This is a genomic window from Aquifex pyrophilus (assembly GCF_054656935.1).
On record NZ_BAAHXJ010000004.1, the window covers coordinates 74,550 to 89,145 of the forward strand.

General features: G+C 44.2%; 15 protein-coding genes. 8 read left to right on the forward strand and 7 right to left on the reverse strand.

What is annotated here, in order from left to right:
- The first annotated feature begins 42 nt into the window (after positions 1-42).
- On the forward strand, positions 43-3,048 hold the full coding sequence (locus tag ACYQZ0_RS03145; RefSeq protein ID WP_459775094.1) for an efflux RND transporter permease subunit: 3,006 nt from the start codon (positions 43-45) through the stop codon (positions 3,046-3,048).
- Between the two features lie 4 nt (positions 3,049-3,052).
- Here the strand turns inward: ACYQZ0_RS03145 and rpsB are convergent, their stop codons facing one another.
- Together rpsB and hslO are read right to left on the reverse strand one after the other, a co-directional pair.
- Positions 3,053-3,877 (reverse strand): 30S ribosomal protein S2, encoded by an 825-nt coding sequence (gene rpsB / locus ACYQZ0_RS03150; RefSeq protein WP_459775095.1) that lies wholly within the window; start codon positions 3,875-3,877, stop codon positions 3,053-3,055.
- Between the two features lie 92 nt (positions 3,878-3,969).
- Positions 3,970-4,932: an Hsp33 family molecular chaperone HslO gene (gene hslO / locus ACYQZ0_RS03155; RefSeq protein ID WP_459775096.1), complete on the reverse strand. Its 963-nt coding sequence runs from the start codon at positions 4,930-4,932 to the stop codon at positions 3,970-3,972.
- A gap of 88 nt (positions 4,933-5,020) precedes the next feature.
- Between hslO and ACYQZ0_RS03160 the strand changes: the two genes are divergently transcribed.
- Positions 5,021-5,692 (forward strand): coiled-coil domain-containing protein, encoded by a 672-nt coding sequence (locus ACYQZ0_RS03160; protein ID WP_459775097.1) that lies wholly within the window; start codon positions 5,021-5,023, stop codon positions 5,690-5,692.
- Positions 5,673-6,950 (forward strand): FliI/YscN family ATPase, encoded by a 1,278-nt coding sequence (locus ACYQZ0_RS03165; RefSeq protein ID WP_459775099.1) that lies wholly within the window; start codon positions 5,673-5,675, stop codon positions 6,948-6,950. Before ACYQZ0_RS03160 ends, ACYQZ0_RS03165 begins: the two co-directional genes overlap by 20 nt.
- Here ACYQZ0_RS03165 and ACYQZ0_RS03170 read toward each other — a convergent pair.
- Together ACYQZ0_RS03170 and ACYQZ0_RS03175 are read right to left on the reverse strand one after the other, a co-directional pair.
- Complete coding sequence (locus ACYQZ0_RS03170; protein ID WP_459775101.1) at positions 6,939-7,250, reverse strand: hypothetical protein; 312 nt, start codon at positions 7,248-7,250, stop codon at positions 6,939-6,941. The two genes, ACYQZ0_RS03165 and ACYQZ0_RS03170, sit on opposite strands and share 12 nt — an antisense overlap.
- Positions 7,251-7,298: 48 nt before the next feature.
- Positions 7,299-7,484, reverse strand: coding sequence for a hypothetical protein (locus ACYQZ0_RS03175; protein ID WP_459775102.1), 186 nt, complete (start codon positions 7,482-7,484; stop codon positions 7,299-7,301).
- 95 nt (positions 7,485-7,579) lie between these two features.
- Here ACYQZ0_RS03175 and ACYQZ0_RS03180 point away from each other — a divergent pair, with 95 nt between their 5' ends.
- Positions 7,580-8,185: an Nmad2 family putative nucleotide modification protein gene (locus tag ACYQZ0_RS03180; protein WP_487247135.1), complete on the forward strand. Its 606-nt coding sequence runs from the start codon at positions 7,580-7,582 to the stop codon at positions 8,183-8,185.
- Position 8,186: 1 nt separating this feature from the next.
- Here the strand turns inward: ACYQZ0_RS03180 and acpS are convergent, their stop codons facing one another.
- From acpS to coaBC, 3 genes are read right to left on the reverse strand one after another with little or no spacing between them, the layout of a single operon-like run.
- Complete coding sequence (gene acpS, locus ACYQZ0_RS03185; RefSeq protein WP_459775104.1) at positions 8,187-8,546, reverse strand: holo-ACP synthase; 360 nt, start codon at positions 8,544-8,546, stop codon at positions 8,187-8,189.
- Complete coding sequence (locus tag ACYQZ0_RS03190; RefSeq protein ID WP_459775106.1) at positions 8,543-9,409, reverse strand: SDH family Clp fold serine proteinase; 867 nt, start codon at positions 9,407-9,409, stop codon at positions 8,543-8,545. Before ACYQZ0_RS03190 ends, acpS begins: the two co-directional genes overlap by 4 nt.
- Position 9,410: 1 nt before the next feature.
- Positions 9,411-10,577, reverse strand: a complete 1,167-nt coding sequence (coaBC, locus tag ACYQZ0_RS03195; RefSeq protein WP_459775108.1) for a bifunctional phosphopantothenoylcysteine decarboxylase/phosphopantothenate--cysteine ligase CoaBC — start codon at positions 10,575-10,577, stop codon at positions 9,411-9,413.
- Between the two features lie 53 nt (positions 10,578-10,630).
- Here coaBC and ACYQZ0_RS03200 point away from each other — a divergent pair, with 53 nt between their 5' ends.
- Genes ACYQZ0_RS03200 through ACYQZ0_RS03215 form a run of 4 tightly spaced genes read left to right on the forward strand, consistent with a single transcriptional unit; the run spans position 10,631 to position 14,557 of the window.
- Positions 10,631-11,506 carry a hypothetical protein gene (locus ACYQZ0_RS03200; RefSeq protein WP_459775109.1) on the forward strand — a complete coding sequence of 292 codons (876 nt, stop codon included), beginning with the start codon at positions 10,631-10,633 and terminating at the stop codon, positions 11,504-11,506.
- The gene (locus ACYQZ0_RS03205) at positions 11,419-11,625 is read left to right on the forward strand and encodes a hypothetical protein (RefSeq protein WP_459775110.1); all 207 of its coding nucleotides are present in this window, start codon (positions 11,419-11,421) and stop codon (positions 11,623-11,625) included. The genes ACYQZ0_RS03200 and ACYQZ0_RS03205 overlap by 88 nt, the downstream gene beginning before the upstream one ends.
- Positions 11,625-12,737 carry an HD domain-containing protein gene (locus tag ACYQZ0_RS03210; protein WP_459775111.1) on the forward strand — a complete coding sequence of 371 codons (1,113 nt, stop codon included), beginning with the start codon at positions 11,625-11,627 and terminating at the stop codon, positions 12,735-12,737. Before ACYQZ0_RS03205 ends, ACYQZ0_RS03210 begins: the two co-directional genes overlap by 1 nt.
- On the forward strand, positions 12,701-14,557 hold the full coding sequence (locus ACYQZ0_RS03215; RefSeq protein ID WP_459775113.1) for a transglutaminase TgpA family protein: 1,857 nt from the start codon (positions 12,701-12,703) through the stop codon (positions 14,555-14,557). Before ACYQZ0_RS03210 ends, ACYQZ0_RS03215 begins: the two co-directional genes overlap by 37 nt.
- Positions 14,558-14,596: the final 39 nt, after the last annotated feature.

A 14,596-nucleotide genomic window follows, 5' to 3' on the forward strand; every position in this document is an offset into this window, starting at 1 on the left:
TAACCTACATTAGATAAATTTAAGTTCTTCTAAAATTAAATCATGCACAGATTCTTCATAAGAAGACCCGTAACCGCCTGGATGTTTATCCTCTCCTTCATACTCCTCGGATTATACTCGGTGAGGTTCGTTCCCGTTGACAGGCTTCCGGACGTTGAATTTCCCGTCGTTTCCGTCACGACGGATTATCCGGGCGCTGACCCTTTCGTCGTTGACTCAAGCGTTACGAAGGTTCTTGAGGAGGAGATATCAACGATAAACGGAATAGAGAGCATAGCTTCAAGGAGCTACCCCGGCTTTTCCCGCATAGTCATAACTTTCAACCTTGATAAGGATATAGAGGTAGCATACCAGGAGGTGAGGGATGCGGTTCAGAGAGCTGTAAAGAGACTCCCAAGGGAGGCGGAAATTCCTTTTGTGAGGAAGCTTGACACCTCAATGGCTCCCGTTCTCGTCGTGGTTCTCTTTTCCGATAACGGGGATTACGACAGGCTTGCCTACTATGCGGACAAGGTTGTGAAGAGGGAGCTTGAGAGACTTTACGGGGTGGGTTCGGTAAGTCTGGGGGGCTTCAGGGATAAGGTTCTCTGGGTAAGGCTGAAAACCTCGGAGCTCTACGGCTTTGAACTCACACCCCTTGACATTCTGAGGGTAATTGAGAAGAACCACGAGGATATTCCCGCGGGAAACATTTACGGAAAGAGGAGGGAATACATAATAAGGCTTTACGGGAAGTTCATAAATCCCGAGGAGCTATCCAACCTTTACATAAAGGAAAATATCCGATTGGGGGATGTTGCGAGGGTTTACTTCGGAAAGGACGAGGAGAGGAGCTTTACCCACTTCAACGGAAGAAGTGCGATAGCATTACTCATTTACAAGCAAACGAAGGTTAACGCTGTTAAGGTCGTTGAGGGCGTAAAGGAAAAACTAAAAGAGCTTGAAAGAGTTCTTCCGGAAGATATAAAGATTACTTACACCTTTGACACGAGCAAGTATATAAAGGAGAGTGCAAAAGCGGCATACGAAGAGATAATTCTCGGCTCGCTTCTCACCGCTATCACGGTTTACCTGTTTCTCGGAAACCTCAGGCTAACATTCGTTCCCGTTGTCGCGATACCCGTCACACTTCTGGGAACGGTATTTTTTCTTTACCTTCTGGGCTACTCCCTTAACATGATTACCCTTCTCGCTATGGCGGTTGCGGTAGGCCTCGTTATAGACGATGCCATAGTCGTTATGGAGAGCATTCACAGAAGGTATGAGGAAGGTTTTTCCCCTTTTGAAGCGGGAGATAGGGGAACCCTCATAGTTATGTTTGCCCTACTTTCCTCAACAGCCTCAATAATCGTCGTGTTTACTCCTATACTCTTCCTGAAAGGCGTTCTCGGAACCTTTCTTAAAAACTTTGCCCTAACTCTCATAATAGCCCTCGCACTCTCTTATCTCGTAGCCATAACCTTCACTCCTATGGCAAGCGTGAGACTCCTCGGAAAGAGAAGGGAAAACCTTTTTATGAAGATTTACGGAAGGTTTGAAAGAAGTTTTGACGTTGTGCTCCGATTTCTCCTTGATAGAAAGTATTTAATCCTTACCTTTTCACTCCTTAACGTCCTTTTGGGATTTTACCTTTTCGGAAAGGTTAAGAAGGAGTTCACACCGAGGGTTGATGAGGGGAGATTTCTGGTTAGGTTCAGAGCTCCCGCGGGAACGTCTTTTGAGGTTATTAAGAAGAAGGCCCTTGAGATAGAAAAGATAATTCTTTCTGAACCGGCGGTTGAGAAGGTGGGCATAATAGCAGGGGAAGGTATGGGAGGGGCGGGCGTTCACACAGGTATGGCTTTCGTTTATTTGAAAGACCGCTCCCAAAGACCCCACCAAATCGTCATTATGAACAGATTGAGGGAGAAGCTTTCCCGCATAAGGGGGGTAAGGGTTAGCGTTGAGTTTCCCCACGGCGTTGGTGCAATGGCGGGAAGAACAACGGACATCCAGTATATAGTTAAGGGCTGGGATTTGGAAAGGCTAAAGGAGATATCTAAGGAGATGGAGGAGTATTTCTCAAAGAAAAAGGGTTTTAGGGACGTTGATGCAGAGATGGAGGAGAGTTTTCCCTACATAAAGGTGAAGGTAAAGAGGGATAAGCTCTCGGATTACAGCATATCGGTGGAGGATGTAGGGCTTACTTTATCCCTTCTCTTCGGAAAGTACAGGGTGGGAACCTATGAGCTTGGAGCGGAAAGCTACGACTTTTACATAAAGGCTGAGGAGAACTTTTTAAAGAACTTTGAGAACATTAAGAAGGTTTATATACGTGCTAAGAACGGGGAACTAATACCGATAACGGAGGTCGTTGACCTATCCCTTGAGAGCGGTCCCTTCAGGCTGATGAGGTATAACAGGCAGTATGCCTTCGTTTTTTACGCAAACCTCAGCGGTATAGACCTCGCAACCGCAAGGGAAGAGGTTGAAAGATGGCTCAGAGAAAACCTTCCTTTCGGATACACATACGAGGCAACAGGGCAGGTAAAGGAGTTTAAAAAGGCTTTTACAGGCTTTCTCATCTCGCTCGTTCTTGCACTCGTGGGAGTTTATATGATTTTGGCTTCCCTATTTGAGAGCCTAAAGCACCCCTTTACCGTTCTCCTTATGGTTCCCCTCACCGTTCCGGGCATCTTCGGCCTTATGTATATAACGAACACCTCTTTAAACATCTCCTCTTACTTCGGGATAATTCTCCTGATAGGTATCATCGTGAGGGATGCTGTTCTCTTCATAGAGAGGATAATCCAGCTTAGGAAGGAGGGTTATAAAACGAGGGAGGCTATACTTGAGGCAAGAAAGGAAAGGCTGAGACCCATACTCATGACGACCGTAACAATAGTTTCCGCCTTAATTCCCGTTGCCCTCGGTCTCACAGCAGGTTCGGAACAGAGGAAGCCCCTTGCGATAGCGGTCATAGGAGGGATAATCTCGGGACTTCCCCTGAGTCTGTTTCTTCTTCCCGCCCTCTACGAGATGTTTGAAGGGAGAAAGGAGAAAAGCTGAGGGATTACTCGTATTCGGTTGAGTCCTTGTCAAGCTCCGCGTATTTTTCGCTCATCTCAACAGCCTGTTCAAAGAGCTGTCTTTCCCTTTCAGTAATCTCAACAGGCTTCCTTTCTTTTTCGGGAACGACCTCTTCAGCGCTTTCCCTTCTCTGTTTACCTTCAAGAACAGCATCCGCTATCTTTGATGTGAGAAGCTTTATGGACTTTATGGCATCGTCATTTCCGGGAACGGGGTAGTCTATAACGGTCGGGTCGCAGTTAGAGTCTGCAATTGCAACTATGGGGATTCCGAGCTTCCTCGCCTCGGATACAGCTATCTTCTCCCTTACGGTATCAACTATCCATATAACGTCGGGGAGTTTCTTCATATCCCTTATACCGTTGTAGAGCTTTCTCAGTTTTTCCATCTTCCTCCTTAAGGTTCTCACTTCCTTCTTGGGAAGGACGTCAAATATTCCCTCCTCTTCCATTCTCTCAAGGGTCTGGAGCTTAAGGAGGCTCTTTCTCACAGTTTCAAAGTTGGTGAGAAGTCCTCCAACCCATCTCTCGTTTACGTAAAAGGCTCCGCACCTTTCCGCCTCTTCCTTAATAATGTCCTTTGCCTGCTTCTTCGTTCCCACGAAGAGTATCTCACCGCCCTGTGCTATTACGTCAGAAACGAAGTGATAGGCTTCCTCAAGCATTACTATGGTTTTGTTGAGGTCAATTATGTGAATTCCGTGCCTTACCCCGTAGATGTAGGGGGCCATCTTGGGATTCCACCTTGACTTTGAGTGTCCGAAATGAACACCAGCCTCAAGAAGCTCCTTCATAGATACAACTGCCATAACTTCACCTCCTTGGGTTTTGCCACCCTTCCCCGAGACCCCTTAGGGGGCAACCCAAGCGGGGAAGGTGCGGTTTAATCAGAATAATTCTATCAATTTTCTTCCCTTTTTTCCTTTTCTCTCTTTTCCTCAAGAACGCTTTTATCAAACCTGTAAACCCTTCCGCAGAAGTTGCAGGTAACCTCCGCAAGCTCGTTTTCCTCAAACAGCTCTTCCAGTTCTCCCGTTTCCATGAGAAAGAGAGATGCCTTTGCGGTTTCCTCATTACAGGGGCAGTAATACTCAATTTCCTTAAGCCCTACGAGCTGGGGCTCCATATCCTTAAGTATTTCGGTTGCTATATCCTCCGGCCTCATGCCCTTTTCCATCATTTCCGTAACCGAGGGAAGCTCAAGAACTCTCTTTTCAAGGAGCTCCTTAACCTTTTCCGAGGTTCCCCCGAGCGTCTGGACGAGATAACCGCCCGCATGTCTTACACTTCCGTCTTCGTTCAGCTTAACACCTACGGCAACCGCGGAAGGTATCTGTTCCGATTGGTAAAGGTAGTAAGCTATATCCTGACCTATCTCCCCCGAAACGAGGGGAACAACGCTCGTGTAGGGCTTCCCCGTTCCGAGCTCCTTCACAACGGTGAGGGTTCCGTTCTTTCCAACAACCTTTGAAACGTCAAACTTCCTCTTCCCCCCTTCTTCCTTAAGATATGTATCAACCTGAGGGTTTCCAACAAAACCCCTTACCCTTCCCTTTGCATCAGCCTCAACGACTATAACACCTATTGGTCCGTCTCCCTCTATCTTTAGGAGAAGTTTCTGGTTTGTAGCGTGCTTCAGGAGGGAGGTCAAAAGGAGTGCTCCCACTATAGCCCTTCCCATGGCAACGGTTGCGGAAGGGCTAAGGTTGTGTATCCTCCTTGCGGTTTCAACGGTATTTGTAGCTTTTACGACGTAAACCCTTATGGGTTCCTTTTTGGGAACTGCTATTACCATATAATCCCTGTCTTGGAAGTAATCTTTTAGGTCCTTCTTTACTTCCTGCGATAGCTCTTTTATCAGCATAATCTTATATTTATATTCCTTCCGGGAGCTTTTGAAAGGGATAGCTTAAGGAAAATAAGCGGGAGAAAAACCGATATTATTTTATACAGTGAGTGAGGAGGAGTTCAAGCCTCTTAGAGAGATAACCGAGAAGAAGGAAGAAAGGAGGGAAGAGAGTTTTAACAACGTCCTCAAGCTCCTAACGGACGAGAACAGAAAGTTAAAAAAGCAAGTGGAAGAGCTAAAAAAGTTAAAGGAAAGGCTTGAGGAGGAACTTTCGAAGAAGGATGAAAGCCTGAGGGAAAGGGAGGGGAGAATTACTGAACTTGAAAGGGAAATTGAAAGGTTAAGGGAAAAAAGCGTTCTTGAGATAAGTCTTAAGGAGAGGATTGAGAACTATCTGGAAGGTATACTTCAGGATACCGCGGAGCGTCTATACAGATTCCTCGAAGAGGCATTAAAGGAGTTTTTAATGGAACTTCCTCAGGATAAGGTAAACAGGGAAACCCTTAAAAAGATTCTTGAGGAGCTCGTAAGATTCAGGGAAGAGGTTAAGGTGTATCTAAATCCCGAGGATTATGAGATTATGAAGGAGGAGCTTGAAAATTTAAGGTATTCCCTTTCCTCAGAAGGAGTTCCCCTATCCTTTTTTCCCGACAAAGAGGTGGAGAAGGGAAGCTTCAGGATAAAAGGTCTTCACTTTACCGTTGAGAGGAGTCCCGAAGAGTTTGCAAAAGAAGTTTTCAGGAAGGTTTTCGGAGATGTTTTCAAGGAGCGTTAAGGTAATAGGAGAAGTTATAACCGCTAAGGGCATATTCCTTGAAGCGGTTCTTCCCTTTGCAAACGTAGGAAACGAGGTTGAGATAAGAAACAGTTCAAGGAGCATAAAGGGAGAGGTTATTGGCTTCAGCGGAAAGAACGTCCTAATAATGCCCTACGAGAATATAGGAGGTGTTAAAAAAGGAGATAAGGTAGTTCTTCTCAGGGAGAGGGTGTCAACCTATGTGGGAGAGGAGCTAATAGGAAAGGTTGTTGACCCGTTTGGAAATCCCCTTGATGGCTCAAAAGTTGAGTATTTAGAGGAAATGGGTGTTGAGATTCCCTCAATAAATCCTCTTAAAAGGGGGAGGATTAGAGAAGTTTTTGATACGGGAGTGAGAAGCATAAATGCACTATTTACCCTCGGTGTAGGGCAGAAAATAGGCATATTCGCGGGTGCGGGAGTGGGAAAGAGCACTCTTTTGGGTATGATAATGAAGCATTCCAATGCGGACGTTGTGGTTTTAGCCCTTATCGGTGAGAGGGGAAGGGAGGTAAGAGAGTTCGTTGAGGACGTTCTCGGTGAGGAAGGACTAAAGAGAAGTATTGTTGTTGTCTCAACTGCGGACCAGTCTCCCATACTTAAGGTGAAGGGTGCCATAAGTGCAATAGTCCACGCCCATTACTTTGCTAAAAGGGGAAAGAGAGTTCTCCTTTTGATGGATTCCATAACGAGACTTGCTTTAGCCCAGAGGGAGATAGGTTTAGCGGTGGGAGAACCTCCTACCCTTAAAGGATTTACACCCTCCGTATTCCAACTGATGACCAGCATAGTGGAGAGCTGTGGAGTATTTGAAAAAGGTAGCATAACGGGCATATTCAGTGTTCTCGTTGAAGGAGACGATATCTCCCTTGACCCGGTAGCGGACGCTCTTATGGGAGTCCTTGATGGCCATCTCATACTTTCGAGGGCAAGGGCTGGAAGGGGAATATACCCCGCAATTGACCCGATTAAAAGCCTCTCAAGGCTCATGCCCAAACTCGTAGATGAAAAACACCTAAATATGGCAAACTACGTCAGGGAGGTTTTAAGTAAATTTGAGGACGTTGAAGAGCTCGTTCGGATAGGGCTTTACAAGGAAGGTTCAAATCCGCTCGTTGATAAAGTTATAAAGAACCTCCCAAAGGTTGAGGGATTCTTCAAACAAAAACCCGAGGAAAAAGTTAGCTTCCAAAAAAGCATTAGGGCACTTGAGGAGCTTTATAACCTACTCAAGTAATGTCTCAAATATGTTTATTATCTTCAGCTTACAGGGAACTGGAGCTTTTATGAAGGAACTTAAGGCCTGATTTATCTTCTCAACATCTTCCTCATTTTCCCTGTATATCTCGTACAGCCTCTCGTAAAAGTCTTCTAATCCCTGTATCAACTTGCTATCTTTCAGGTCCTCAGGCTTTTTTCCCTCTTTATACTTTCTCAGAACCTTTATACTTTTTGAAATGAGGTCCTCTCTTACCTCACCCCACCTCTCGTCGGTAAATCGGGATACTATCTCAAGAAAAGCCCCAAACCGATTCATAAGGAAGATTTTAACGCTATAGTGTTCATTAAAGAAATCTTTCATTTTTCATATGTCCTTGTGCTTACCGAAAAACTCAATGAGGTCTTTGTCCAAACAAGCAAATCCCTTTGAATCATCAGGTGTTAGCATTGCTATCCAAGTAAACCTTTTCCAAGAGAGACATTTGAGCAGTTTTAAAGAAATACCGAACTTAAACATATCCTTTTTATCCCCGAAGTATTGGTTTTTCATTTTTCAACTTCCTTCTGTTAAGATTATACTTGCCAGGTTTTTATGAAAAACTATATTCCATATACAGAATGGGAATTGTTATAAGAACGTATAAAATGACGAATGATAAGGGTTTTGCTCCTAATCCATTTCATGGTTATTTAATTCTGGCAACGTGCAAACCTGGAATACGTCGTAAAGCTGAAGTGGGGGAGTGGATATGCGGATTTGATTCTAAAAAATTAAGTGGTAGTCCTTCGGGAAAAGAAAGACTAGTTTACGTTATGAAGGTTGAGGAAAAACTCAGTTTTGATGAATATTATGAAGACCCTAGATTTCAAATTAAAAAACCAAGTGCAGGAGAAGAATCAATTTACATATTAGGTGATAACATCTACTACAGAGGGAAAAAAGTAGAAAAGAGTCCTTTTCATCGTGACGAACCAGACCAAAGGGAAGACCTGAGCGGTGAATACGTCTTAATTTCCAGTCAGTTCTGGTATTTTGGGCGTTGTTCTGTAGAGGTGCCAGAAGAAGTTAGGCCCATAGTTCCAAAATACAGCACATATTATGGAGCTATAACAACAGGGGATAGGGCAAAAAAATTCTTGGATTGGCTTTTTAAAACCTTTCCGAAACCAGGTATATACGGACCGCCCCACAAATCAAAAAATATACCTTGGGAGAAGGATAAAAACTTCGTAACGGCGTTATGCGAATAAATCACCTTATCAACGCAACAGCAACCGAATAATCCCTTTCGTGGGAAAGGGAAAGGAAAATGCGTCTGTCTTTTAAAAGCTCCTGGGCTTCCTTTCTGTGTATTACTACAGTCGGAGGCCTTCCCCTGTTTCCGAGAACCTCAATCTCTTTAAACCTCAGGAGAACTCCGAACTCCGTGTAAAAGGCTTTAAGTATTGCCTCTTTTGACGCCCACCTTGCGGCGAGGCAGGGAAAGGGAAAACGCTGGGAAAAGCAGTAATCGAGCTCCCTTTCCGTATAAACCCTTTTTAAAAATTTTTCCCCGAACCTCTTTACCGCTTCCTCTATTCTTTCGTTCTTCACTATGTCCACGCCTATCATTTCGCATTTTGTTGTTGCTGGGGAGACTTGTAGGGAACGGGTATATACTGAACCGAAGGCGGTTGTGAACCCATAGGTTGTTCGTAGAGTTCCATCAGCTCGTAAACCTCTTTGGGAACTTCCGTATTAACGGGAAGTCCGAGCTTTTTTAGGTGTTCGGCGGTTATCGGATAGTCGTGGGTGTACTTCCCCGTTGCGAGCTCCTCAGCTATCTTCCTCGCTTTTTCCTCTTCCATTCCGTTTTTTGTAAGAAGATCTACGAGGTAATCAACCATCTGTTTTATGGCCTTTTCCGATACGTCCGCAAGGATGAGTGTCTGGTCGTCAATGTCTTTGGGCTCCTTTTTCTCAAGAACTTTCAGTATTGATGCGGCGGGCATGTTTCCTATCTGGGGGTCAACAGGCCCCAGAACCGCGTTTTCGTCCATGATTATTTCGTCCGCGGCGAGGGCTATCAGTGTTCCCCCGCTCATGGCGTAGTGGGGGATTATTACCCTTACGGGTGCTTTGTGCTTTACGAGGGCGTTTGCTATCTGCGTAGCCGCAAGGGCGAGACCACCCGGCGTGTGGATTATAAAGTCTATGGGCATATCGTCGGGCGTCATTCTTATAGCCCTGAGAACCCTTTCGCTGTCCTCAATCGTTATAAACCTGAAGACGGGAATGCCCAGAAATCCTATCTGTTCCTGTCTGTGAATCATCGTTATTACCCTGCTCTTTCTCTTTTCCTCAATTCTCCTTATAACGTCCTCCCTCGCCTTTATGAGGGCCATTCTCTTATACCAAGGGGAAAGGAGTATGAATACAAAAAGCAGGAACCAGAGAAGACTGAATAAATAGGAAAATGGGTCGTAGTAAGGCATCTCAACCACCTCCCTTAATTAACCTACTTATGTATTCTACTATGAACTTGGCACTTTCCAGCTTTGTGGGGAAGGAGAACTCCCTTACCTCCTCACGGGTTATCAGGTAGCCCTTGTGGTGTTTCTCTCCCATAACTTCTGAAGGATTTGCCACTATAAGGTCAAGGTTTTTCTCAAGGAGCTTTTTCCTTGCGTAATCAATTATGTTGTCCGTCTCAAGGGCAAAGCCAACAAGGATTTGTTTATCCTTCTTCTCTCCGAGCTCCTTCAGTATATCCGGGTTCTTAAAAAGTTCAAGTGTCAATTTTTCCCTCTTCTTTATCTTACTTTCCTTAAACTCCTTCGGTCTGAAGTCGGAGACAGCGGCGTTCATTATGACTATATCCGAACTTCCGAAGCTCTCAAGAACCTCCTTTCTCATCTCTTCTGCGGTTCTTACTCTTTTTATCTCCACCTCGGGGGGTTCTTTTGCTGTAGTGAATCCCGCGATAACTTTAACCTCCGCACCCTTCCACCTGCAAACCCTCGCGAGGGAAAATCCCATCTCACCGCTTGACTCGTTGGATATAAACCTCACCGGGTCTATATACTCCCTCGTTGCACCGCAGGTTATTAAAACTCTTTTGCCTTTTAGACTTTTCTCCTCAAGGGCGTAATTCACCCAGTCCTTTAGCCTCTCAACGTTTGCGAGCTTTCCCTCTCCTACCTCCTCACAGGCAAGAATACCGAACTCGGGCTCTATTATTATGTGTCCCCACTTCCTTAATTTCTCTAAGTTCTCCCTCACGGGCTCGGACCTATACATAACCGTGTTCATGGCAGGGGCTATCAGCAATTTCTTTTTGTATGCGAGAACCGTTGTCGTTAAAAGGTTGTCGGAAATCCCGTTCGCTATCTTTGAAATGGTGTTTGCGGTTGAGGGGGCTATTAAAAAGACGTCCGCCCACCTTGCGAGGTTTATGTGTGCCAGAGGCTCCTCTTCCCAGACCTTTTCGGTGTAAACTTTTTCACCGCTCAAGGTGTGAAAGGTGAGGGGAGAGATGAACTTTTCCGCGAAAGGTGTCATTAAAACTTTTATCCTGTGGCCTTCTCTCTTTAGCTCCCTTATGAGCTCACAGACTTTGTAGGAGGCTATTCCCCCGCATACGCCTATTAAGACGTTAGCCATAGAGGAAAAATTTAACGCTTGAATGAGGCTTTTTCTAAATCTAAATTAAGTTTATGCTCCGTATATGGGAAGAGCTTGACAGGCTTGAGAACCTCTTTCTTGAGCTCCTTGACGACCCGTATAAAAAGGAAGTTCTCCTCTATCCCATATGCTACTGCCAGCAGGTAAGGAGGAGCGGTGAGTTTGAGATTCCCCTTGAGAGAGTCCTTTACTGCGCGGAAAAACCCTACAAGCTCGTGGGAGGGGACTGGAGGGATATATTCCTGGAACTCGGTGTTTTTTACATAAAAGCCCCCAACGGAGAAATCTTGCAGGGGAAGGATATCCTCAGGATAAAGGATAAAGAGAGGCTGAAGGTCGGACTTCTCCAGAACTACAGAGAAGACTTTTATGGCTTTTATACGAGGCTCTTAAAATACTGGTCCGTCCTCAGCTCAAAATCCTTTTACGGAAACAATCCAAATCCTGAAGCATCAACGAGAATGCTCGTCTTGACCTTTAATGAGAAACTTTACAAGGAAAGCAGGTATTACGCGGAGCTACTCTGCGGAAGGTATCCCCGTGAGAAGGGTTTCTTTGAAGCTGTTAAACTCCTCTCGGAGTTTTATTCAGAACACAACGGACAGGACTCAAAGGAAAAGCTGAAAAAAGCCCTAAAACTCTTAAAACAATTTGAAAGCTTTTACTCGGTTGATGTGGTAAAGCTGAGGAAGGACATTGAGAAGCTTATAAACGGAAACGTAAAACCTATAACTATATCCTTTATCAGGGAGAGAAGGAGGAAGAAGAGGGGTTTGCTATCAAGGATTTGGAGCTTTATAAAATCTTTAGGAGGTAGGAGATGGAGTTCAGCCAGCTCAGAAGCGGACTATTACTATTTCATAGAAACCTTGTTGAGAAAGCCCAAACGGCAACCGATGACGAACTGAAAGAGCTTTACACAGAGGCTGCAAAATACCTCTGGGAGGTTATAAAGAACCTTGAGGAGTTTGACAGAACGATGAAAGAGATAAAAAAGAGGGAGAGCGGTTCGCTGAATCCTAACTGATGAAGGAATTTTCAGACCCCCTTTACGGGTTCGTTAAGCTCAACCCCCTTGAGCTTTCCCTCGTTGACTCCCTTCCCTTCCAGAGACTCAGATACATAAAACAGCTCGGGGTGGCTTACCTCGTTTTCCCCTCCGCCCAACACACCCGTTTTGAGCACTCCCTCGGAGTTCTTTACACAACGGACCGGATAGCCAAAAACTTAGGTTTAAAAGAGATAAAACTCTTAAGACTTGCGGGACTTCTTCACGACGTAGGACATCCCCCTTTTTCCCACACCACAGAAGTTCTCCTTCCCGATGAAAAAACCCACGAGGACTTCACTGAAAGGGTGATAAGGGAAACGGAGATTTACGATATCTTAAGAAAAGAGCTTTCCTCGGAGGATATAGATAGACTCATAAGAATAACCCTCGGAAAGCCGAAGGACGAAGGAGAGAGACTTCTCTCGGACATAATTACGGGGGAGTTCGGCTCGGACAGGCTCGATTACCTGAGGAGGGACGCATACTTCTGCGGTGTATCCTATGGATTTTTTGATTACGAGAGGCTAATAAACACCCTTTCTTATGAAGGAAATACCCTTGTGGTTGACGAAAGCGGGCTAAGAGCTCTTGAGAACTTCCTAATTTCCCGTTACTTTATGTATGTCCAGGTTTACTTTCACAAGGTTGTAAGAATTCTGAGCATACACCTGATTGAGTTCATAAAAAAGCTATTTAAAAGAGAGGATTTCAAAGATATTAGAAATTATCTGAGGATAAACGACGCAAACGTTATAGCAAAGATTTTTGAAAAAGAGGAATACAGGGAGGATTTTTATAGGATTTTCGGAAGAAAGCATTTCAAAACATTCCTCTCAACCTCGGACAAGGGGATTTACGAAGAAGTAAAGAAGGAAATTTTAAAAAGTATCCCCCACGATAAAGTTAGATTTGATGAGGTAAAAAAAGATGTTTATTCGGGGAACATTTACGTTAGAACCGGGAAAGGAATTGTTAAGGCTCACGAGGTCTCCTCTCTTATAGCTTCCTTAAAACCCATAGAAGTTTATAGAATTTATGTGGACAGGTCGGTATGGAAGGATTTAGAGTACATGCAAAAAACCTTATAATTGTCCTGTTATACACCGAGGTAATACTCTCCTTCCTTTCCCTTTACGAGATTTCTGATAATTTAGTTCTTCTCTTTGCCTTCTTCTCATTTATTCTCGGAATTCTGAACGACTTCAAAAACTTCATAAACCTTCCGAGAGTTATACTTAACGCAATTGCGATTATCGGAACCGTATTCTTCCTCAGTCCCATATCCCTTGATAACCTTATAGAGCCCCTATCAAACACTTTACTGTTTCTTACCGCCATAAAGCTCCTTGAGAGTAAGGATATTAGGGACTTTTACCAGATTCTTCTCCTTTCCTTCTTCGGTGTTTCCCTTGGAACAGCTGTTTTCCAGGAAATTCTGAACTTTTTAATTTTTGTCATTTTTGTTTTCCTAGGAATAAGTACGTTAATACTCATAAACTTTTACAGAAATGACAGGAATGTGGTCATTAACGTTAAAGCTATGAAGTTCCTTTTCCTAAGCTCTTTTCTCTTTATCGTGTTAACATCCCTTAGCTCTTGGTTTTTCTTTCTCATACTTCCGAGGGTTGATAAACCTTTGTTTGATATAGCAGGAGGAAGGGTAGGGCTTATCAGCGGTTTTACCGATGAGGTTGAGCTCGGGAAGGTAGGGGAGATACAGCTTGATAGGAGGGTAGTTTTTAGGGTTTTCGGACTTGAGTTTAAAGAATCCCCTTACTGGAGATTATCGGTTCTTGATACATTCAAAAACAATAGGTGGTTCAGAACATTGAAAAAAGAAGAACAGGAGCTGAAGGGAATCGGAAAAAGCTACACTATAATTCTTGAACCTACATATGAGAGATTTATACCTACCCTTGATTATCCGCTTTATGTGATAAGCGTTGAGGGAACGGATGAAAAACCTAAGAGGATAAAGGGAGGCTTTTACGTCCTTAATAAGCCTATAACAAAACCTCTGAGGGTTAGAGCTGTATCATCGGATACATTCCCCGAGGATAAACCTCTATCCCTTTACCTGAAGGTTCCCGAAGATATATCCCCACGCATAAAAAAGCTGGCGGAAAATTTATCAAGGGGGACAAAAACAAATCGGGAGAAGATAGAGAAGGTAAGGGAGTTTTTCAAAGATTTTAAGTACTCTCTCAGGATTTATCACGATGGGGACCCCCTTGAATACTTCCTCTTTGTCTCAAGAGAGGGAAACTGCGAGTTCTTCGCTTCCGCTACCGCTCTTCTTCTGAGGCTGATGGGTGTTCCCACAAGAGTTGTGAGCGGATACCACGGGGCTATGAAGAACGAATACGGGAATTACTACATGGTTCTGAGTGCTATGGCTCACGTCTGGGTTGAAGCCTTTGACGGAAAAAGGTGGGTAAGGGTTGACACAACGCCCCCTTACGTTCCCGAAGGTGTGAGAGGAGTTTCAAAGCTTTCCCTTATTTACGATGCCCTTTTAACCTTCTGGTATAAGAATGTTGTAAACTTCACCGCGGAAAAGCAGAGGGAAACCCTAAGATTGGGAATAAAATCTCTCAGGGAAATACCGAGAAAACTCTTAGAAAACCTCCATTACATACTTTTCCCCCTACTCTTAGCCATCGGCTTATTTGTATACTTAAGGGAGATAAGAAAGACTCCAGAAAACCTTTACAGGAAGCTTTTGAGGAAGCTGAAAAAATACGGCATAAATGAGCGTTCTCCCGAAAAAATTCTTGAACAACTGAAGGGAACCTATATATACGACAAGGTTGAGTTCGTAGTCAGAGCCTACCAGAGGTGGAAATACTCTCCCGTTAAGGATAAAGAAGAACTCAGGGAAGCTTATAGAGTCCTTAAGGAAATCTAATATCCTTATATTAGATAATAAGAATTTTTTTGGTAAATT

Bases quoted from the DNA above. Each gene is read 5' to 3' on its own strand.
- ACYQZ0_RS03205 (WP_459775110.1), top strand. From the start codon at position 11,419: ATGGAGTTCAGCCAGCTCAGAAGCGGACTATTACTATTTCATAGAAAC.
- acpS (WP_459775104.1), bottom strand. From the start codon at position 8,546: ATGATAGGCGTGGACATAGTGAAGAACGAAAGAATAGAGGAAGCGGTA.
- ACYQZ0_RS03175 (WP_459775102.1), bottom strand. From the start codon at position 7,484: ATGAAAAACCAATACTTCGGGGATAAAAAGGATATGTTTAAGTTCGGT.
- ACYQZ0_RS03165 (WP_459775099.1), top strand. From the start codon at position 5,673: ATGTTTTCAAGGAGCGTTAAGGTAATAGGAGAAGTTATAACCGCTAAG.
- ACYQZ0_RS03180 (WP_487247135.1), top strand. From the start codon at position 7,580: ATGACGAATGATAAGGGTTTTGCTCCTAATCCATTTCATGGTTATTTA.
- coaBC (WP_459775108.1), bottom strand. From the start codon at position 10,577: ATGGCTAACGTCTTAATAGGCGTATGCGGGGGAATAGCCTCCTACAAA.
- ACYQZ0_RS03190 (WP_459775106.1), bottom strand. From the start codon at position 9,409: ATGCCTTACTACGACCCATTTTCCTATTTATTCAGTCTTCTCTGGTTC.
- ACYQZ0_RS03145 (WP_459775094.1), top strand. From the start codon at position 43: ATGCACAGATTCTTCATAAGAAGACCCGTAACCGCCTGGATGTTTATC.
- ACYQZ0_RS03215 (WP_459775113.1), top strand. From the start codon at position 12,701: ATGGAAGGATTTAGAGTACATGCAAAAAACCTTATAATTGTCCTGTTA.
- ACYQZ0_RS03170 (WP_459775101.1), bottom strand. From the start codon at position 7,250: ATGAATCGGTTTGGGGCTTTTCTTGAGATAGTATCCCGATTTACCGAC.
- ACYQZ0_RS03210 (WP_459775111.1), top strand. From the start codon at position 11,625: ATGAAGGAATTTTCAGACCCCCTTTACGGGTTCGTTAAGCTCAACCCC.
- hslO (WP_459775096.1), bottom strand. From the start codon at position 4,932: ATGCTGATAAAAGAGCTATCGCAGGAAGTAAAGAAGGACCTAAAAGAT.
- rpsB (WP_459775095.1), bottom strand. From the start codon at position 3,877: ATGGCAGTTGTATCTATGAAGGAGCTTCTTGAGGCTGGTGTTCATTTC.
- ACYQZ0_RS03200 (WP_459775109.1), top strand. From the start codon at position 10,631: ATGCTCCGTATATGGGAAGAGCTTGACAGGCTTGAGAACCTCTTTCTT.